This is a genomic window from Campylobacter sp. 19-13652 (assembly GCF_019702925.1).
Taxonomy (GTDB): Bacteria; Campylobacterota; Campylobacteria; order Campylobacterales; family Campylobacteraceae; genus Campylobacter_A.
Window position 1 is genome coordinate 1,019,872 of the sequence record NZ_AP024713.1, and the last position, 19,271, is coordinate 1,039,142.

Annotated in this window: 17 protein-coding genes, 1 tRNA gene and 1 pseudogene; 13 read left to right on the plus strand and 6 right to left on the minus strand. The window is 40.8% G+C overall.

Annotation, left to right across the window (positions count from 1 at the left end; genetic code table 11):
* Nucleotides 1–49: 49 nt before the first annotated feature.
* The 3 genes from LBC_RS04970 to LBC_RS04980 form a co-directional block, all read right to left on the minus strand.
* Nucleotides 50–136, minus strand: a tRNA-Leu gene (locus LBC_RS04970).
* A 53-nt stretch (nt 137–189) separates the two neighbouring features.
* On the minus strand, nt 190–486 hold the full coding sequence (locus LBC_RS04975; protein ID WP_221253112.1) for an HU family DNA-binding protein: 297 nt from the start codon (nt 484–486) through the stop codon (nt 190–192).
* A gap of 99 nt (nt 487–585) precedes the next feature.
* Nucleotides 586–1,326, minus strand: coding sequence for a YaaA family protein (locus LBC_RS04980; protein WP_221253113.1), 741 nt, complete (start codon nt 1,324–1,326; stop codon nt 586–588).
* Nucleotides 1,327–1,444: 118 nt separating this feature from the next.
* Between LBC_RS04980 and LBC_RS04985 the strand changes: the two genes are divergently transcribed.
* The 10 genes and pseudogenes from LBC_RS04985 (at nt 1,445) to LBC_RS05030 (ending at nt 13,758) form a co-directional block, all read left to right on the plus strand.
* A complete protein-coding gene (locus tag LBC_RS04985) occupies nt 1,445–3,796 on the plus strand; it encodes a flagellin (protein ID WP_221253115.1) in 2,352 nt (783 codons plus the stop codon).
* A 987-nt stretch (nt 3,797–4,783) separates the two neighbouring features.
* Nucleotides 4,784–6,241: pseudogene (locus LBC_RS09170) on the plus strand (DNA translocase FtsK); the annotation flags it as partial.
* Nucleotides 6,242–6,243: 2 nt separating this feature from the next.
* The gene (locus tag LBC_RS04995) at nt 6,244–6,387 is read left to right on the plus strand and encodes a hypothetical protein (protein WP_221253116.1); all 144 of its coding nucleotides are present in this window, start codon (nt 6,244–6,246) and stop codon (nt 6,385–6,387) included.
* Between the two features lie 61 nt (nt 6,388–6,448).
* Nucleotides 6,449–6,691, plus strand: coding sequence for a hypothetical protein (locus tag LBC_RS05000; protein ID WP_221253117.1), 243 nt, complete (start codon nt 6,449–6,451; stop codon nt 6,689–6,691).
* Nucleotides 6,691–7,578, plus strand: a complete 888-nt coding sequence (locus tag LBC_RS09025) for a hypothetical protein (RefSeq protein ID WP_260173276.1) — start codon at nt 6,691–6,693, stop codon at nt 7,576–7,578. Before LBC_RS05000 ends, LBC_RS09025 begins: the two co-directional genes overlap by 1 nt.
* Before the next feature lie 10 nt (nt 7,579–7,588).
* On the plus strand, nt 7,589–8,029 hold the full coding sequence (locus LBC_RS05010) for a type II secretion system protein (protein ID WP_221253118.1): 441 nt from the start codon (nt 7,589–7,591) through the stop codon (nt 8,027–8,029).
* Entirely contained in the window at nt 8,022–9,866 is a 1,845-nt protein-coding gene (locus LBC_RS05015; protein ID WP_260173279.1) for a primosomal protein N', read from the plus strand. Before LBC_RS05010 ends, LBC_RS05015 begins: the two co-directional genes overlap by 8 nt.
* A 90-nt stretch (nt 9,867–9,956) precedes the next feature.
* Nucleotides 9,957–11,021, plus strand: coding sequence for a flavodoxin-dependent (E)-4-hydroxy-3-methylbut-2-enyl-diphosphate synthase (ispG, locus tag LBC_RS05020; protein WP_221253120.1), 1,065 nt, complete (start codon nt 9,957–9,959; stop codon nt 11,019–11,021).
* Nucleotides 11,018–12,427: a replicative DNA helicase gene (locus LBC_RS05025; protein ID WP_221253121.1), complete on the plus strand. Its 1,410-nt coding sequence runs from the start codon at nt 11,018–11,020 to the stop codon at nt 12,425–12,427. Before ispG ends, LBC_RS05025 begins: the two co-directional genes overlap by 4 nt.
* Nucleotides 12,427–13,758, plus strand: a complete 1,332-nt coding sequence (locus LBC_RS05030) for a ComEC/Rec2 family competence protein (RefSeq protein ID WP_221253123.1) — start codon at nt 12,427–12,429, stop codon at nt 13,756–13,758. Before LBC_RS05025 ends, LBC_RS05030 begins: the two co-directional genes overlap by 1 nt.
* A gap of 49 nt (nt 13,759–13,807) precedes the next feature.
* On the opposite strand, the gene cysE is transcribed toward LBC_RS05030, so the two are convergent.
* Together cysE and cysK are read right to left on the minus strand one after the other, a co-directional pair.
* Nucleotides 13,808–14,362, minus strand: a complete 555-nt coding sequence (cysE, locus tag LBC_RS05035) for a serine O-acetyltransferase (protein ID WP_221253125.1) — start codon at nt 14,360–14,362, stop codon at nt 13,808–13,810.
* 3 nt (nt 14,363–14,365) lie between these two features.
* A complete protein-coding gene (gene cysK / locus LBC_RS05040; RefSeq protein WP_221253126.1) occupies nt 14,366–15,271 on the minus strand; it encodes a cysteine synthase A in 906 nt (301 codons plus the stop codon).
* Between the two features lie 85 nt (nt 15,272–15,356).
* On the opposite strand from cysK, the gene LBC_RS05045 reads away from it, so the two are divergent.
* The 3 genes from LBC_RS05045 (at nt 15,357) to LBC_RS05055 (ending at nt 17,903) form a co-directional block, all read left to right on the plus strand.
* A complete protein-coding gene (locus LBC_RS05045; RefSeq protein WP_221253127.1) occupies nt 15,357–16,055 on the plus strand; it encodes an MOSC domain-containing protein in 699 nt (232 codons plus the stop codon).
* Between the two features lie 63 nt (nt 16,056–16,118).
* Nucleotides 16,119–17,135 carry a bifunctional 3,4-dihydroxy-2-butanone 4-phosphate synthase/GTP cyclohydrolase II gene (locus LBC_RS05050; RefSeq protein ID WP_221253128.1) on the plus strand — a complete coding sequence of 339 codons (1,017 nt, stop codon included), beginning with the start codon at nt 16,119–16,121 and terminating at the stop codon, nt 17,133–17,135.
* A gap of 288 nt (nt 17,136–17,423) precedes the next feature.
* Nucleotides 17,424–17,903: a pyridoxal-phosphate dependent enzyme gene (locus LBC_RS05055; protein WP_260173462.1), complete on the plus strand. Its 480-nt coding sequence runs from the start codon at nt 17,424–17,426 to the stop codon at nt 17,901–17,903.
* On the opposite strand, the gene LBC_RS05060 is transcribed toward LBC_RS05055, so the two are convergent.
* The gene (locus tag LBC_RS05060; RefSeq protein WP_221253135.1) at nt 17,900–18,973 is read right to left on the minus strand and encodes a tyrosine-type recombinase/integrase; all 1,074 of its coding nucleotides are present in this window, start codon (nt 18,971–18,973) and stop codon (nt 17,900–17,902) included. The genes LBC_RS05055 and LBC_RS05060 overlap by 4 nt on opposite strands.
* Nucleotides 18,974–19,271 lie beyond the last annotated feature (298 nt).

Genomic DNA, 19,271 nt, shown 5'->3' on the forward strand with positions numbered 1-19,271 from the left:
CGCAAAAAAGAATTAATCATGATTTAAATTTTAAAAGATAAATACAAAATGGTGCCTGAGGTCGGACTCGAACCGACACAAGGTTGCCCTTACCAGATTTTGAGTCTGGCGCGTCTACCAGTTTCACCACTCAGGCATTTTAGCACCATATAAATGATGCTAAATCAATATTAAATAATTATAGATAAATTACTTTTTCTTAGCTTTTTTAGAAGCAGCAACAGCGTCTTTTAGCTTCTTGCCTACTTTAAATTTAACAGCTTTGCTAGCTGGAACATCTATTGTCTTATCAGTGCCTGGCACACGAGCTTTACGAGCAGCTCTTTCAGATACATCAAAAGTGCCAAAACCGATAAAACTTACATTATCGCCAGCTACTAATGTATCTTCGATAACCTCTAATGTAGCGTCGACTACTTTTAGGGTGTCTTTTTTAGATAGTCCTGCCTTCTCGGCAACAGCTTGGATAAACTCAGCTTTTTTCATAGCTTGTCCTTAAAAATGAAGTAATATGGCTTTATTCTACAATATTTTTTAAAGAATTACAATAGTTTTTTAGCTAAAATTTGAAAAAATACGCCATTTTTAGCTATTTTTGACTATTTCTAGCACTACTTCAGTCTTTAAACCACTCTTTATAATCTCCTTTAAAGCTAAATTTTCAAGTTTTAACCCCATGAGATCATCAGTATTTTTTACCTCATTTTTAGCCATAGCTTGCAAAACTTCACCTCTATAATGCTTTGCATAGTGGCTAACAACCTTTCCTTCACTTATAAATTTAAACGTAATATAGGGCTGTTTAAGTTTGTAAAATTTTGCGTAAAATCCAGCCCTTAAATCCAGCACGTCTTCACCCAAAAGCCACTCGTCAATCGCCTTGCTAAAATGCTTTGCGTAAAAGCTCTCAAGTGCCACTCCGCGCACCCTTTCACCCTGCTTAAGTTTATAATAAGGAAGCAAATCAGACGCTAAAACTGGTCCAAATAAATTTGAAAATATCATCACGTTTTTATCTATCCACTCCTTAGCTGCCTCATCTAGTAAGCGATATTTAAGCGCTGCATACGCCACCCCATCATACCTTAATATAGCCTTCAAACAGCCTTTTGTTCCTAAATCACAGAGCAAATCCTCATCTATATGCTTTGTACCAAACATAGATAAAATCTCGTCAGTATTGCCGCTATTTATAACGCTATTATATAAATTTATAGCCTCCTTGCGAAACTCAAATAAAGAAGGAAAGCTAAAGCAATCTACGTTTAAAGCAACATCGCTCACATCAAAGACTTTAGCCTCACTAGGCGAAAACAAAACTCTCATATCAAGCTCCTAAAAATTTATCCCTAATAATACTAAATAAATTTAAATTTTAGCCGATTTGGTAAAAACGGAACTATTTTTGCTTAAGGCTTAAACAAAGAGATAAAAAGGGAAAAATATGCGAATTACCACACAGATGAAATTTCAAAAATCCGTAGCAGATTACCAGTACGGAATGAGCCAAATCCAAAAGTACAATAATCAAATCTCAAGCGGAACAAAGATAAGCAACTCATTTGAAGATGCGTCTGTGTATAATGACGGAATGAGGCTTGATTACGAGATAGTCTCGCTAGAGCAGGTGGTCGACGCTACGCAAAAATCTGTAAATTTTAGCCAAAACTCAGACCAATCATTGCAAGAGTTTAGCAAGCAGCTTGAACGCTTCAAAGTCAAGCTAGCCCAAGCTGCATCTGACGTACATGACGTAACCTCTCGTATGGCTATAGCGCAGGATTTAGAGGGCATTAGAGACTACCTTATAAATATAGCAAACACCTCCATAAATGGGCAATTTCTCTTTTCTGGTAGCACAGTAAATATAAAGCCTATAAATGGAAATGGCGATTATATGGGAAACGACGAGACTATGAAAGCCAAAGCTGGCTCACAGATAGATCTGCCGTTTAATATAAGCGGTAAGGAGCTATTTAAAGGTACCGACACCGACTACCGCAGACATCTAACCACAAACGTAAGCCTCATAGATCAGACAAAAAAAGACTCAGACGATGCGCCAAAATTTCTAACAGAAAGCAGCCGCATAGTCGACATGATCGGCAAAAACTATATCATACCAAAAGATAGAGAAAAGATAAACTACGATTATGATTTTTTACCAAATGAACAAAATAAATACCCAGATACGTTTTTTTACCTGCAGGGCAGAAAGCCTGATGGCACTAGCTTTACTAGCAAATTTCAGCTTACTTCAGATACGACAATACAAGGACTCATGGATAAAATAGGTAGGGAATTTGGTAACGATGAACGAGATAAAGTAGTCGACGTAACACTAAATGCCGACGGACAAATAAATGTAACAGATCTAACACGTGGAAATAACTTCATAGACTTTCATCTAGTAGCAGCCACTGAACAGGTAAACGACAAAGAAAGCGCAGCTCAAACCGTTAAGGATGACGTAGCGTTTTACCAAAATAAAGCGGCTAATAGCAAACGCTCAATAGCAGACTCAAATAGCCTGCAAGCCTTAGAGGAAAACGTAAAAAAATATCAAAATGACCCTGCAAATAGAATTTACGTCATGGATTTTACACAAAATGCCTACAAGGATATGACAGGCAACGAAACAAACGCTTATGATTTTGATAAAGTCCGATTTAATGCACAAGACAGCAAGCTAACAAGCAACATCTCTCAAGTTATAAGATCAAATAATAAATACGCCACAGAAGACACCCCACTAGCAATGACTGCTGGGACAAATACGCTCTATAAAGACGTGCGTGGCAACGACATAGCTGGGCTTTATAACATAGACGGAGAGTCCATAAAAATAAATGTAAAATCAAGAAGTGGCGAAGTATACGACCTAACTGTTAGATTTACAGCTGATGGAGCAAAGCTTGATTATACTACAAATGTAAAAAATGGCGCAGGTCAATACGTGCCTTTACCAACTCGTTCTGAGACTGGTATAACTATAATGCAAAGTAATGAATTTATGACTAGGGCGCATAATAATAATGCCACAGCTCACTCCACGCCAAATAGAGAATTTACATACAGGCAGTTAAATGACATCATCGCTATGGCTGCAAGTGGACGCATAGAGCAGTTGCAAAAAGATAACTACGATAGCTATGCCGCAAACATAATCGCAGCAAAAGATAGCGTAGATGTACGGCTAAATGAATTTGGCAAGATAGAGCTAATAGACAAAAGTCTATCCGTAACTCCTATTGAACTATCTGTTTATAGCGGCAAAGAGACAACTGAAGCAGTAATTGTCAGGTATGAAAATGGCATAGCCATAACAGAAAACGTAAACACCCGCTTTAAAGGCGACTCTACCACAGGGCAGGGCAGGGGCTCAACATTTAGTTTTATGGAAAATAATGCCATAGAAATAGACGAGCCGAGCATAGATATTTTTAAAGACTTAAACAAAATGATAGAGGCGGTAAAAGGTGGCTATTACCGCGCAAGCAACGAGCATAAAGACCCTAGAAATACTGGGATTCAGGGTGCACTTGAGCGGATTGATCATATAATGGATCATATCCATAAGCAAGAGACGGTGCTAGGTTCGTATACTAACTCCCTAAAAGACACCCAGCACCGCGCAGAAATCATGATAGTAAACGTCTCAAGCGTAAAATCTGATCTAGTGGATACAGATTATGGCAAAGCCTATCTAGCACTAAATCAGCACATGATGGCGTATCAAGCCATACTACAAGCCAGCGCAAAGATAAACCAACTAAGCTTGCTAAACTATATGTAATCCTACCTAAGCCTCTATTTTGCCCCTTAAATTCGTTAAAATTTGGGGGTATCTTTTTTAAATTTAAGCTATTTTTTAGTATAATTTTTCTTATTTTTATCACAAGGAATTACCATTTTAAAACGCATATCTTTTATTATTTTATTTGGTTTTTTGATATTTTTTGCACTCTCATCACTGCTTCCTAGTGCCGAATTTGTCGGAGCTTGGGGAAAGACTTTAGGTGGAATAAATTTAAAATATTTTGGCATTCTTGGATACGCATATCCTCTATTATTGCCTATATTTTTGATAGCCACTTTTAAAAACCCATCAAGCCTCAGACTTTGGCAGTGCGGCATAGGCGGAGTGCTTTTATTCTTTGCAGCCCTTAGCGCTACTGCTATGATTGGCGTGCAAAATGCTGGGCTTATAGCAAGTGCGATGACAAACGTTTTGCAAGCCCTAATAGGCAAAGTAGGGCAGTTGGTCATAACGCTAATTATCACGCTTTTAGCTACTCTTTTAATACTAGATGAAGTGCAGTTAAAGACTTTAAAGTCACGGTTTAAATTTAATAATCTTATGCAAAAAACAGCCAAAAAACAGCCAAAAAAAGATGACGAAGAAAGCGTAGAAATATTTGAGAAAAAAGAGGATATTGTCGTACTTGGGGATACATTTGATGAGCCCGATTATGAGGATGAGACGGATCTTAGCGAGGAAAGCATTGAGGATTATGAATACCTAAAACAATCAAATTTAACGCAAGAAATTTATACAAGTGGCGACGAGGCCGCTGATATGTGGCTAGCGCAAAAAGAGCAACAAACACAAAAAAAAGAGCCAAAAGAAAAAATAGTCGAAATGATAAAACAACCAGAAAATAAGCCACAAATAGCTCAAGATATTAAGCCTGAACCAGTAATAAAAATCATACAATCAGATAAACCAGCCCCTAAACAGCCCCTAAAAAACAGCTCAGTAGAGATATTAAACGAGGTCGTAGAAAATAAAGCCTTGCTAGCCCAAATAGAAAAGGGCGAAGTGGCAAAGCCAAAGGACTTCTCGCTGCCACCACTTAAATTCCTAGCTGACCCACCAAAGAGAGCAAGCCATATAAACGAAGCGGAGATAGATCAGAAAATATCAGACCTATTAGAAAAGCTGCGTCGCTTTAAAATCGATGGCGACGTGGTACGTACCTACACAGGCCCTATTGTTACCACCTTTGAATTTCGCCCAGCGCCACACATAAAAGTGAGTAAAATTCTCACTCTCCAAGACGACTTAGCCATGGCTTTACGTGCGCAGACCATACGCATACAAGCCCCTATCCCTGGCAAAGATGTCGTGGGCATAGAAGTGCCAAACGCAGACACACAGACCATATATTTAAAAGAGATCTTGCAAAGCGAAGCGTATCAAACAGCCAAAAGCCCGCTCACTCTAGCCCTAGGCAAGGACATAGTCGGAGAGCCTTTTGTAACGGATCTTAAAAAGCTTCCGCACCTACTCATCGCTGGTACGACTGGTAGCGGTAAAAGCGTAGGGATAAACGCCATGCTTTTAAGCCTGCTTTATCGCAATTCGCCAAAGACTTTGCGACTGATGATGATTGACCCAAAAATGCTTGAGTTTAGCATCTATAACGACATACCGCACCTACTAACGCCAGTCATCACGCAGGCAAAACAGGCCATCACAGCCCTATCAAATATGGTCGCTGAAATGGAGCGTCGCTACGCTGTGATGAGCCACACACGCACCAAAAATATAGAAAGCTATAATGACAAAATGCGCTCTGAAGGTGGCGAGGAGATGCCTTATATCGTCGTAATCATCGACGAGCTTGCGGATTTGATGATGACTGGGGGTAAGGACGTGGAGTTTTACATCTCGCGTCTAGCGCAGATGGCAAGAGCTAGTGGCATACACCTAATAGTCGCCACCCAGCGCCCAAGCGTAGATGTGGTAACTGGCGTACTAAAGGCAAACCTGCCTAGCCGCATAGCCTTTAGGGTAGGGCAGAAAATAGACAGCAAAGTCATCATAGACCAAACTGGCGCAGATAGCCTGCTAGGACGTGGAGATATGCTATTTACTCCGCCCGCTAGCTCGCGACTCGTCAGGCTTCACGCGCCATTTGCGAGCGAGGCTGAGATAGAAAAGATAGTCGAGTTTTTAAAAGCCCAGCAAGAGGTCGTCTATGATGAAAAATTCCTAGCCGATGCTAGTGGCGATAGCGGCGTGGCTGGTAGCACTAGCGTGGCTGGCGATTTAGACGAGCTGTATGAAGAGGCAAAGGCAGTGGTGCTAAATGAGCGAAAAACGAGCATAAGCTACTTGCAAAGGCGCATAGGCGTGGGCTATAACCGAGCCGCAAACATCATAGAACAGCTCGAGCGTATGGGAGTACTAAGTGCAGCTGATAGCAGGGGACAGCGCGAGATAATAGGGGGCTAGGCGTGTATGAAGAGAGCAGTAGGCATATTCGTTTTTTAGACCAGGAGTATGAATTTATGCAGATAGAGGAGCTTAAAAAGCTACTTAAAGACGCAAAAAACACTCAAGATAAGAACAAAGATGACAAAAGCGATAAAAAAGCTTAGCTTAAATTTAGCCTATTTTGGCTAAAATTAGGGACTAAACTACCATTTTAAAAGGCTAAAAATGTTTAACAACAATGAAAACAATCAGACAATAAATACAATAACAGGCATGGTTTCAGATTTAATACAAAAGTACGAGGAGCTAAAGTACGAAAACGAGCTTTTGCATAATGAGATAGTTACACTAAAAGCGCAAGATGAGGCAAAGACTAATCAGATATTTCGCCTAGAAGACGAACTAAGCCGCAAAAATATAGAATCTGAAGACGTAATGGAAAAAATTAAAGCTGTCTTAGGCAAATAATGAAAACAATCACGCTTACCATATCCTCAAAGGACTACACAGTAAGGCTTGAGGATGACTTTTACATCGCCTTTGAGAGAGACTGGAGAGATATATTAGGCGGTAAGCGATTTTTAGAGCCAAAAGACCTATTAAACGCATTTGTCAAAAAGAGCTTTGACGCATATTCAAACGAAATGGCTTTAAAAGAGCTTTGCAAAAGCATCTCTGAAGTAACTGGAAATACCCAAAATGATAGTAGATATGAAAGCGAGATAGAACGTGGCGATGACACCGCAAGCAAAGACGCCAGCAATGACGATTACAGCAATATTAATTATGGCTTTGCTAGCGATATGTATGATGATAAATTTAATAATAAGCCTTTACAAGAAGTTCAACACGAAGCACAAAATAAAAACAAAAGCGACGATCATTTTTTAGAATTTCAAGATAAAAAAAACGCCCAAATCGTAGCAGATGAGCGCTTTGAAAATGAAAGCTTTGAGCTATCTTTAAAAGATGATTTTAAAGATTTAGACGATGATTTACAAAGCAATCAAACCATATCACCTAGCACAGAACAAGACTCTAAAAAAGATATAAGCTTTACCCAAAATTCACCAGGATATGAGCCACTTAGTCAGATAGATTTAGTAAGTGATATGTACATAAAAGAGCTAAAAGAACCAGTTTCGCTTGTTTCACTAGGACACAAGGGTGTAACAGTAACTCTACCATTATCAAATAATCCGCCCCTGACATCAGAATGTGCGGCAAATACGCCCCTTAGCGAGCTTTCAAAGGCAGATAAAATGTCTATGACTCACATTGATTTATTATCTGATAAAAAGGATAAATTCTTTGGGGATTTTTTTGACAATCTATCAATTAAAAAGAGCGATTAAAGCCTTAGTTATGATAAAATTTAATGCGACAAAAAGGGCATTTTCTCTTTTGGAGATAATTATTGCGATAGTGATTTTAGGCACCTTGCTTTTTATGGCGCTTCCTAAGTTTTACATAGGGCAGGATGACGCAAAGCTAGCCCTCGCAAAATCTCAAGTCGCTGCAGTAATCTCAGGTATATCAGTCTATCACTCAAACGCAATTTTAAGTAATCAAAAAAGTACCTACCCAAATCTAAAAAGCTCAGACTCAAGACTTTTTCAAAGCGTGATAAAAGGCGGAATAGCAAGTGATAATACCGAGGGCTGGAGAGCCATTGACGATACGACTTTTATCTACTCTTTAGCAGGAGAGCGTGCGGTATTTAGCTATGACCCAATTAGTGGAGATTTTGATTGCGCCCCAGAAAATAGCGACAGGAAGGGGCTTTGCAAGGCTTTGCTTGAGTAATTTTTATAAAGTAGCCATACTAGGCAGAAGTCTTGGACTACTCACCTACCACAGCGATGAGGAGATAGCTGAGTTTTGCGAAGTTATCGTACCGCTTCAACGTTCTAAGGTCAAAGGCTATGTGATAAATAAATGCGAAAAACCAGAGTTTAAAACCCTAGCTATACAGCAAGTTACTGGCGAATTTTTACTACCCCATCAAATAGAGCTTGCTAAATTTATCAGCTATTATTACACAGCACCCATAGCGATTTCACTAGGACTTTTTGAGCCGACAAATGGCTCTTTGGCTCTAGAATTAACACAAAAAAGCATAATAACTCCAACACTAAGCCAAAATCAAAACGAAGCTTTTAAATTTATAAAAGCACACAACTCAAGCCTACTTTTTGGCGATACTGGCAGCGGAAAGAGTGAAATTTATATCTCAGTCATAGCAGAGGCGATAAAAGATAAAAAAACGGCACTATTTTTAATGCCAGAAATCTCCCTCACACCACAAATGAGCAAAAGGCTAAAGGCGCATTTTGGAGATAGCGTGGCGATATGGCACAGTAAAGTAAGTCCAAAAAATAAGCAAAAAATTCTAAAAGGCATACAAAGTGGCGAGATAGCATTAGTGGCTGGGGCTAGATCTGCGCTGTTTTTACCCATGCCAAATCTTGGGCTAATAATAGTTGATGAGGAGCATGACGATAGCTACAAAAGCGCCACCGCCCGCCCACACTACAATGCACGCGATCTAGCCCTATACCTAAGCCAAAAGCAGGACATACAGGTAGTGCTAGGCTCTGCTACACCGAGTATAACAAGCGCAGCAAAATTACCTACCTTTAGGCTAAAAGGCACGTATCACAAAAGCGAAAAAAGTTATATTTTTGACGATAGCGAAACTGGATTAAGCCAGGCTTTGCTAGGCGAAATAGCAAAAAGTCTAGCCCAAAAAAGACAGGTCATTATATGCGTGCCGACTAGAGCAAATTTTAAATATCTCATATGCAAGTCCTGCTCAAACACTATAAAATGCCCATTTTGCGCAGTTGGCATGAGTCTTTATAAAAACACAAACAAGCTAAAATGCCAGTATTGCGGATACACGGAGGCTAAGCCAACAACATGCAGTGCGTGTGGCTCTAATATGATAGAGGCAAAAAAAATAGGTACTGAGGAGATAATGCAAAGGCTAAAAGAGCAGTTTGCAGGCGCAAGGATAGCAAAATTTGACCGAGACGAAATAACCACGCAAAAAAAGCTAGAAAGCGCACTAAAAGACTTTAACGAACACAAAATCGACATTTTAGTCGGCACGCAAATGCTAAGCAAGGGACATGATTATCACAACGTCGACCTAGCCGTCATCGCTGGCATAGATGAGCTACTTAACTACCCTGATTTTAGAGCCAGAGAGCGCACTCTGGCACTTGCTATGCAAGTAGCTGGCAGGGCTGGCAGGGCTGGGCAGGGGCGCGTAGTGGTGCAGACTAGACAGCCTGAGTTTTTTGCTAGCTACATTAACGATTATGATAAATTTATAGCCGATGAGACAATTTTTAGAAACCCATTATATCCCCCGTTTGCTAGGCTTTTACGCATAATTATCACTCATAAAGATAGCTCCTTAGCCGAAAATATCATGCTAGAGTGCGTAAAAACCACTAAAGCCTATGAGGACATAGAGCTAATCGGATACGGAAAATGCGCGATAGAGTATATAGGTGGCATTTATCGCTTTGAAATTTTACTTAGAGCGAGCTCTCATCAAAGCCTTTTAAGCCTAGCAAGAGGGTGCGACAAGCCAAATATAGACATTGATATTGATCCAATAAACTTCTCCTAACCTTTAAATTTGCACCTGTTTGAAGCGCTTATAATCTTTTCATAACCTTAAATTTAATATAATTATTCAAATTTAATCCAAGGCAAAAATGTGCAAAGATACCCAACCAAACAGATAAAAATTCGCGATGTAAAAATAGGCGGCGACGCCCCCATATCAGTGCAATCAATGACATTTTCAAAGACAAAGGACATAGCTGGCACGCTAGAGCAGATCAACAGGCTTTATTTTGCTGGGGCTGACATCGTCCGCTGTGCCGTCTTTGACAAAGAGGACGCTGCGGCGCTAAAAGAGATAGTAAAATCCAGCCCCCTGCCAGTCGTAGCGGACATTCACTTTAACTATCGCTACGCACTCATAGTCGCCGAGTATGTCGATGCGGTGCGGATAAATCCAGGCAACATCGGCTCAAAAGAACGCATAAAAGCCGTGGTGCAGGCGTGTCAGGAGCGGGACATCCCCATACGCATAGGGGTAAATTCAGGCTCGCTTGAGGAGCAGTTTGAGCGAAAATACGGCAGGAGCGTCGAAGCTATGGTGCAAAGCGGACTATATAACATAGGCTTGCTTGAGGATTTTGGCTTTGAAAATATCAAAATCTCGCTTAAATCAAGCGACGTGGCTCGCACGATGGCGGCATATCGTGCTCTGCGTCCGCTCACGCCATATCCCTTTCACCTAGGCGTTACCGAGGCTGGGACTAGCTTTCACGCTACGATTAAATCCGCAATCGCGCTTGGCGGGCTTTTGCTTGAAGGCATAGGCGATACGATGCGAGTGAGCATCACAGGCGAGCTAGAAGAGGAGATAAAAGTCGCCAAAGCCATACTAAAAGATAGCGGGCGGCAAAAAGAGGGGCTAAATATCATCTCCTGCCCGACCTGCGGGCGACTGCAGGCAAATTTAATGCAGGCAGTAAAAATCGTCGAAGAAAAGACAAAGCACATAAAAGAGCCGCTAAATGTAAGCGTAATGGGCTGCGTGGTAAATGCCATAGGCGAAGCAAAGGGCGCTGATGTGGCTATTGCCTTTGGCAAAGGAAACGGGCTAGTGATGCGTCGTGGCGAAATCGTAGCAAGGCTGCCAGAGAGCGAGCTGGTGGAGCGATTTTTACTCGAAGTAGATGACGAAATAAAAAGCAGGGAAGCAAAATGAGCGTGAAAAATCCTTTTGAGATAGATTATGCAAATTTATACGACATGGATATGGAGCGCGCGATTTTAAGCTCGATTTTGGTCAACAATGACCTTTACGGCGAGATATCTGATATGCTAGGCGAGAAGGACTTTTACCACAGGGGGCATAGCGAGATTTACCGAGCTATGGGCATGTGCGTCGCAAGCGAGGAGCCTATAGCGACAAATTTTATAAAAAACAAGCTAGGCGAGAGATTTGACACGACTCTTATGGCTGATATTTTATCTACTAATCCCATCGTAGACATACAAAAATACGCCGACGATTTGCATGAAAAATCCATCAAGCGCGAGCTTATAAAAGTCGCCTCAAAAGTTCCGTCAAAGGTAAGCGAAGACGCACGCGCTAGGGATATGATAGATGGCATAAGTCAAGAAATTTATGCCCTAGTCGAGGGTGCGCAAGCTGGAAGTATCAGAGATAGTGCAGACATCATAAAGTCCCTAAATGAGTACCTAGCACACCAGGCAAGCCTAGAAAATAGCGATATGATCGGGGTTTCAAGTGGATTTAGGGGGCTTGATAACATGACAAAAGGCTTTAAGCCAGGAGATCTCATCGTCCTAGCTGCACGCCCTGCTATGGGCAAGACGACGCTTTGCCTAAACTTCGTAAGCCATGCACTACGACGCGGCGAGGGGGTAGTGTTTTTCTCCCTTGAAATGCCAGCTGAGCAGATCATGGCTAGGATTTTAAGCTCACTTACCTCAATACCACTTCAAACAATCCTCACCGCCAAAATGGACGATGAGGAGATAAGCCGCCTAAGCGATGCGTGCAGCGATATGGCGGAGCGGAAGTTTTACGTCTATGACAGTGGCTACGTAAATATTCACCAAATCAGATCGCAAATGCGAAAGCTAAAAATGCTACATCCTGAGATAAATTTATGCGTGATTGATTATATTGGACTTATGACTAGCACGAGTAGCTTTTCGGATCGCCACCTGCAAATAGCCGAGATTTCACGCGGCCTAAAGCTATTAGCACGCGAGCTAGACATGCCTATAATCGCCCTAAGTCAGCTAAACCGCTCTCTTGAAAGCCGTGCGAATAAGCGTCCTATGCTAAGCGATCTGCGTGAAAGTGGGGCGATAGAGCAAGACGCAGATTTGATTTTATTCGTATATCGCGACGAGGTTTATCGCGAGCAAGAGGAGCGAGAAAAAGAAAAACGCGCCAAAGCTGAGGGCAAGGACTACACGCCACAAGTATCGCTAAATAAGCTAGAGGAGGAGGCAGAAATCATCATCGGCAAAAATCGCAATGGTCCCATAGGCACAGTCGAGGTCATATTCCAAAAAGAATTTACACGCTTTGAAAATAAAAGCGGATTAGTGCAAGCGACGGATTTTGTAAGCTAGTGCCGATATTTAGCTCGCGCCGTGAAATAGTGTATTTTGCGGCTTTTTTGGCTTTTATATTTGTTTTAAATTTAGTCTATGAATACCACAAATACTACAAATTTATCGACGAACCAGAGCCATACATCACTGGCGTGATAAAAGAGGTCATAGTGTCTAAAAAGGAGAATAAAATCCGTAAATTTATAAAAATTTTAAGTGATGATTTTGAGCTATTTAGCAAAGTTGCCCTTAAGGAAAATTACAAAAAAGGCGATTTTATCGGGCTTGAAATTTACACTATAAATATAGGATTTTTGGATTTTTTAAGCCGTAAAATATTTGTCAAAAGCACCCAAAGACACCTCATAGAAAAAGACGATATACACGCACCTAGTAAGGAAACCTACAGCGACAGCAAGGGCAGGGTACCTGTACTTAGCGCGCCAAGTAGCGTTACTAGCGAGCATTATTTAAAAGCCTTAAATTTTATAAAAAGCCAGCACAAAAACACCCTTATTAGCGAGCTTTATGAGGCATTATTTCTTGCACAAACCCCAAGCAAAGCCCTAAGACAGAGCATGCAGCAATACGGCGCAAACCACCTAATCGCCATCAGTGGCTATCATTTAAGCGCAATTTTATTTTTAGTATTTTTCTTGTTGCGCACGCCTTATATGGCACTTTTAACTAGGTATTTTCCGTACCGAGACTACCGCTTTGACATATCGGTACTGGCATTTTTAATAGTGGCATTTTATGCTTACTTTATAGGATTTGTGCCGAGTTTTATGCGAGCGCTTAGCATGGGTTTTGTGGGATTTTATCTGCTAACACGAGGGATTAGGATTTTAAGCTTTGAGCTATTTTTTGTCTGCGTTTGTGCGCTTGTGGCTTTAAATTTAAAGCTTATTTTTAATGTTGGATTTTTATTCTCTTGCTTTGGAGTGTGGTTTATCTACCTCTATCTGCACCATTTTAAGCCAAAAAATAGGCTCGTTTTTGCCGTTAATCTAAACATATATATCGCTTTTTGTATGACTATAATCACTGGATATTTTTTTGATTTTGCTAGCATTTGGCAGCTAAGCGGACTTTTATTAAATTTTATCTTTATACTATTTTATCCGTTAGCTGCGCTACTTCATATGCTGGGCTTTGGCGGTATGCTTGATTTTGCAATAGAGCCACTTTTAGAGTTTAAATCAACCAATATAAAAAGCCTAGATATACCACTTTGGCTGCTTATTTTTTACTCATTTTTAGCCCTCATTGCCCCAAAGTATAAACCCATAGCCCTGTTTTTGCCATCTCTCGGGTTTGGTGTATGGCTTAAGGCACTCTTAATTTAAAGCCACTCATAGCTAAATTTAACCGGCTCATCTCCAAAACACTACTAGGCTAAATAAAAAACTCAGGCTCTGGGAGCTTTTTGCCATTTACTCTTACTACTTTAGCTGGCACACCCACCACAGTAGCTCCGTCTGGCACATCGGCAAGTACGACTGAGTTTGCACCTATTCTAGCGTCCTTTCCCACGACTATAGCACCCAGCACCTTTGCGCCTGTGGCGATGACTACGCCGTCTTTTATAGTTGGGTGTCTTTTACCTCTTTCTTTACCAGTCCCTCCCAGCGTAACGCCGTGATACATCATCACATCATCACCTATTTCTGCGGTCTCACCTATGACTACACCCATGCCATGATCTATAAAAAATCTCTTGCCTATCTTTGCGCCAGGATGTATCTCTATGCCTGTTAAAAATCTAGCAACCTGCGACAAAAAGCGCGCCATAAAGATAAAGCCTCGCCCCCACAAAGCGTGCGTCATGCGATAAATAGCTACGGCGTGAAGCCCTGGGGTATTTAAAAGCACCGCCAAATCGCAGCACTCTCTAGCTGATGGGTCTTTTGCGCGCACTGTGGCAATGGCTTCACGTAAGCTTTTAAACATAATTTAAGCCTCGTATAGTTGTGTGCTTAGATATCTCTCACCATTGTCAGCGGCTAAAAATAGCACCTTTTTCCCCTCTCCTAGCTCCCGTGCTACTCTCCTTGCAGCCACATAAGCAGCACCAGAGCTAATGCCTAGCATAAGCCCATAGCTTTTAGCAAGCTCTCTAGCTGCTGCCATAGCTTCATCGTCTTTTACCTTTTCAATCTGATCAATCAAGCCTGTATCAGTCGTATCAGGTATAAATCCAGCACCTATGCCTTGAATTTTATGAGCTGATGGCTTTCCACCACTTAAAACAGGAGAACTTTCAGGCTCTACAGCTACCATACGTGTATTATAGCCACTTTTTCTAAGCTCTCTAGCTACACCAGTAATAGTTCCACCAGTACCCACTCCGGCTACAAACGCATCAAGAGTTGGAAAATCTGACATTATCTCAGGTGCAGTGGTAAGTTCATGAGCTTCTGGATTAAATTTATTCTCAAACTGACTAAGCATGACATATCCATCTCCTGCTGATAGCTCTTTTGCTTTTTCTATGGCGCCTTTCATTCCCTTTGCAGCTTCAGTAAGTACTAGCTGTGCGCCATAAGCAGCCAGTATGCGCCGCCTTTCTACGCTCATGCTCTCAGGCATAGTAAGTATTGCTCTAAGTCCAAAAGCAGCTGCTATTAGGGCTATTCCGATGCCTGTGTTTCCGCTTGTTGGCTCGACTATAGCATCGCCTTTTTTAATAAGCCCTTGTTTCATCATCTTATCTATCATGTTTAAGGCTATTCTGTCTTTGACTGAACCACCTGGGTTAAAATACTCGACTTTTACGTATATCTCAGCCTCTCCTGTTTGGCTTTTTAGCTTTATTACAGGCGTGTTTCCTATGGTTTGAGTGATGTTTTCATATATCATCGGCAATCCTTTTTTATTATTTTAATCATAAATTTATCAGAAAAAATATAATATTATTATTAAATTAAGGTTTAGGGGAGAGGTTATGCAAGCTATTTTAATGTCACTAAATATAGGTAAAATTTTAGAACTAGGCGATAAAAACTCAACAGATCCACTTAAAAAAGCCTACAAAAGCGCAATTATAAAAAATAGCATCAAAGGCGCACTTAGATGTGAGAGCGAGGGATTTGTGGGGGATTTTGTCGCAGATACAAAGCATCACGGTGGCAGAGATAAGGCTGTATTTGCAAATGCTTGCAGTAATTATGCTTTTTGGGAGGAGTTTTTAGGGCTTAAAAATATGCCACTTGGCGGAATGGGCGAAAACCTAAGCATAAAAGGGCTGGATGAGACTAGCGTCTATGTGGGCGACTGGCACCAAATAGGTAGCATAGTGCTTGAAGTCTCTCAGCCCAGAAAGCCATGTTTTACGCTTTGCAGACGCTGGGGTAGGGCGGATTTTGCCAAAGAGATATTTAAAAGTGGGCGTGGGGGCTGGTACTACCGCGTCGTGCAAACTGGAGAGTGCAGGGCAGGGGACGAGATAAAAATCGTAAAAAAAGCAAAAATCAGACTAAGCATAGCCCAGATAAACCGCGAATTTTATGCTCCAAGCTCCAAAGAAATCCTAGAAAAAATCCAAGCCCTAGAAGCGCAAAATATCCTAGCAGGCGAATACTCAAAAGCGATAAAAGCGAGATTAGACAATAGCTACGATGACACATATATGCACCAAGCGTAAAGCCAGCCCTAATGTAAAAATAGCTATAATTTGGGTTTTATTATCAAAATTTAAGGAAAAACAATGGCATTTGAAAAGGTAAAACAGGCCATAAACGATCTAAAAGCTGGCAAAATGGTCGTAATGGTCGATGATGAGGATAGAGAAAATGAGGGGGATATAGTCTTTGCCGCGGCGTTTAGTTCGGCTGAAAAGGTAAATTTCGCCATAACCCACGCAAAAGGCGTGCTGTGCCTAGCGATGAATGAATCAAACGCAAAAAGACTAAATTTGCCACTCATGGTAAGCGATAACACCTCAAGCCACGAAACAGCCTTTACAATCACCATAGACGCAAAAGAGGCAACCACAGGCGTGAGCGCACCAGAGCGAGATCTTACCATACGCCTAGCCGCAGACCCCACGTCAAAACCAGATGACTTCGTCCGCCCAGGGCATATATTCCCACTCATCGCTAAAAAGGGCGGCGTACTCGTACGCACAGGACATACGGAGGGCTCAGTTGATTTATGTAAGCTAGCTGGCATTGCGCCGATGGCGGCAATTTGTGAAATCGTAAAAGAGGACGGAAGTATGGCTAGGCGCGATTATTTGGAGGAATTTTGCAAAAAATTTGACCTAAATATAGTCTCAGTCTCAGACATAGTAAGCTACCGTCTATCACACGAAAGCCTAATAAACGTCTGTCCGCCAGAACCAGCCAGCCTAGCTGGGCTAAAAGCCCTAAAATACAGGATAAAAGACCACAAAGGACGCACTCACGAAGCCTACGCGTTTGGAAATATCGGCGAGAAAACGAGGGTTAAATTTCATCGCACAGCAAAGGATTTTGAGCTTTTAGAAAGTCCAAAATATAGCGAGTTTATGGCTCATCTATCGCTTTTAAGCGAGCAGGGCGGCATACTCGTATTTCTTGACACACAAGGCGCAAGCAGCGAGCTAATTAAAGACTACGGCATAGGCGCACAAATTATTAAGCACTTTGGCGTAAAACAAATCGAACTCTTAAGCTCTAGTAAAAATAGGGAATTTGTCGGAATTAGCGGCTTTGGGCTGGATATAGTCTCATATATCGGTTAAAATTTGGTTTAAATAAATTTAAAAGCTCAGCCTGAATTTTAAGCCTTGTAAAAGAAAGCCTAAAAGGCTGATGCTTTAATATTTTCTATAGCTCATTACTTGAAAACTAGGCTTAAAAAGCGGCTATAGTGTACAGCTGGGTGCGTATCGCTTTTTTGATGTAAATTTAAAGGCTAACAAATCGCCTTTTTAGACACTGTAAGCGCTAGTACCCCAAAAATTTCATCACACAGTAAAGGATTTTGAGCTTTTAGAAAGTCCAAAATATAGCGAGTTTATGGCTCATCTATCGCTTTTAAGCGAGTAGGGCGGAAACACGGGCTTAGAGCAATACTTACTATGCCTGAGAGCATGAGCGTAGAAAGGCGGCGCATACTGGCTGCTTATGGCGCACAGCTAGTACTTACTGAAGCTGCAAAGGGAATGAAAGGCGCCATAGAAAAAGCAAAAGAGCTATCAGCAGGAGATGGATATGTCATGCTTAGTCAGTTTGAGAATAAATTTAATCCAGAAGCTCATGAACTTACCACTGCACCTGAGATAATGTCAGATTTTCCAACTCTTGATGCGTTTGTAGCCGGAGTGGGTACTGGTGGAACTATTACTGGTGTAGCTAGAGAGCTTAGAAAAAGTGGCTATAATACACGTATGGTAGCTGTAGAGCCTGAAAGTTCTCCTGTTTTAAGTGGTGGAAAGCCATCAGCTCATAAAATTCAAGGCATAGGTGCTGGATTTATACCTGATACGACTGATACTAACTACTACTAACTACTCACACCTTCGTTTATCTCAGCTACAACTTCGGCAGCTATTTTTAACTTTTCATTGTTAAAGTGGGTGTAAATTCGTGAAGTATTTAGGCTAGCATGCCCAAGGGCTTCTTGTACCAAAACCAGGTCTTTTTGATTTTTATAAAGTAGGGTAGCAAAGGTGTGCCTAAGCATATGTGCGCCGTTTTTCGCCTTTCTTATGCCTGCTTTAAAAAGCACCTGTTCGACTATTCGGCTAACATATGCCTGAGTGAGTCTGCCGCCTTTTTTATTGATAAAAAGATAACCTTCTTTGTTGATATAGTTTATCGCAATGGCATCTAAATAAGGCTCTATGAGGTAGCGCTTTACCATTACGACGCGATATTTATTACCTTTGGCTCGTATTCTGATATTATAAAGCTCTCCATCTTCATATATGTCTTTGCGTTTTAAATTTAATGCCTCGCTGACCCTAATACCAGTAAAAATGATAATTTTAAGTATGAGCTTATTTCGATTAGTATTGTTTTTAAACTCCGCCTCATCTATGGCTTGCAAAAATCTCTTAACCTCGTCCTCACTCATATATTCAGGTAGCTTTGTCCCGCTATTTCCAGTGATGCCTTGCCAGTTTTTAAGCCCTATGTCAAATACGTGCGCCTTGCCATCCTCTTCGTTTTGTTTATCTAAAAATGAGAAAAAATTTATAATCGAAATGCGGTAATTTTTGCGACTTGCATCGCTTAAACCACCAGTAATGCTAGCCAAAATCTCGCTTATTAGCTCCTCGTCAATCTGCTTTAAGCTCCCAATAGGGTAGTATATGAGCGTATCATAAAACTTTCTTAACGGATTAAAGTACGTGCTTACACCAGTTAGCCCAGCATTTCTAGCCTCCTTTACCATACCATCAAGCTCATCTATACTAGGCACGCCCCTAGCTAACCTATAATTTACGCTACTTAAGGCATGCGGGTCTCTTAATTCTTTATTAGAGAGTGAATTAAGTTTAAATTTAACATATCTAGCCAACCAAAACATAAATGAGGTTTTTACATCTTCTTCACAGTCTAAAGGGTATTTCACAGAGTTCCTTGTTTTTGGCTTAATTATAACCTTTTTTTTCTAACAAGCCAATAAATAAACAAAAGACAAGTGCAGTAATTTTTGTTTTTTAAATACGTAAAATAATACATAAAATAAAAGTTAAAAACTATCATACTAAAATACAATAAATTTAATGGATAATTTCATTTCATACAAAAGGTAATATGGACAAAGGCACTATAAAATCGATACTTTAAATATGTTTATAATGACCAGAGTAGAGGTATATAAAAAAGTTTGAAAATTACAGTTTTCAATACAAAATACATAAAAAAGC

Bases quoted from the DNA above. Each gene is read 5' to 3' on its own strand.
- LBC_RS04980 (WP_221253113.1), bottom strand. From the start codon at position 1,326: ATGAGAGTTTTGTTTTCGCCTAGTGAGGCTAAAGTCTTTGATGTGAGC.
- LBC_RS05000 (WP_221253117.1), top strand. From the start codon at position 6,449: ATGTTTAACAACAATGAAAACAATCAGACAATAAATACAATAACAGGC.
- LBC_RS09025 (WP_260173276.1), top strand. From the start codon at position 6,691: ATGAAAACAATCACGCTTACCATATCCTCAAAGGACTACACAGTAAGG.
- LBC_RS04985 (WP_221253115.1), top strand. From the start codon at position 1,445: ATGCGAATTACCACACAGATGAAATTTCAAAAATCCGTAGCAGATTAC.
- LBC_RS04975 (WP_221253112.1), bottom strand. From the start codon at position 486: ATGAAAAAAGCTGAGTTTATCCAAGCTGTTGCCGAGAAGGCAGGACTA.
- cysE (WP_221253125.1), bottom strand. From the start codon at position 14,362: ATGTTTAAAAGCTTACGTGAAGCCATTGCCACAGTGCGCGCAAAAGAC.
- LBC_RS05045 (WP_221253127.1), top strand. From the start codon at position 15,357: ATGCAAGCTATTTTAATGTCACTAAATATAGGTAAAATTTTAGAACTA.
- LBC_RS05025 (WP_221253121.1), top strand. From the start codon at position 11,018: ATGAGCGTGAAAAATCCTTTTGAGATAGATTATGCAAATTTATACGAC.
- cysK (WP_221253126.1), bottom strand. From the start codon at position 15,271: ATGATATATGAAAACATCACTCAAACCATAGGAAACACGCCTGTAATA.
- LBC_RS05050 (WP_221253128.1), top strand. From the start codon at position 16,119: ATGGCATTTGAAAAGGTAAAACAGGCCATAAACGATCTAAAAGCTGGC.
- LBC_RS05010 (WP_221253118.1), top strand. From the start codon at position 7,589: ATGATAAAATTTAATGCGACAAAAAGGGCATTTTCTCTTTTGGAGATA.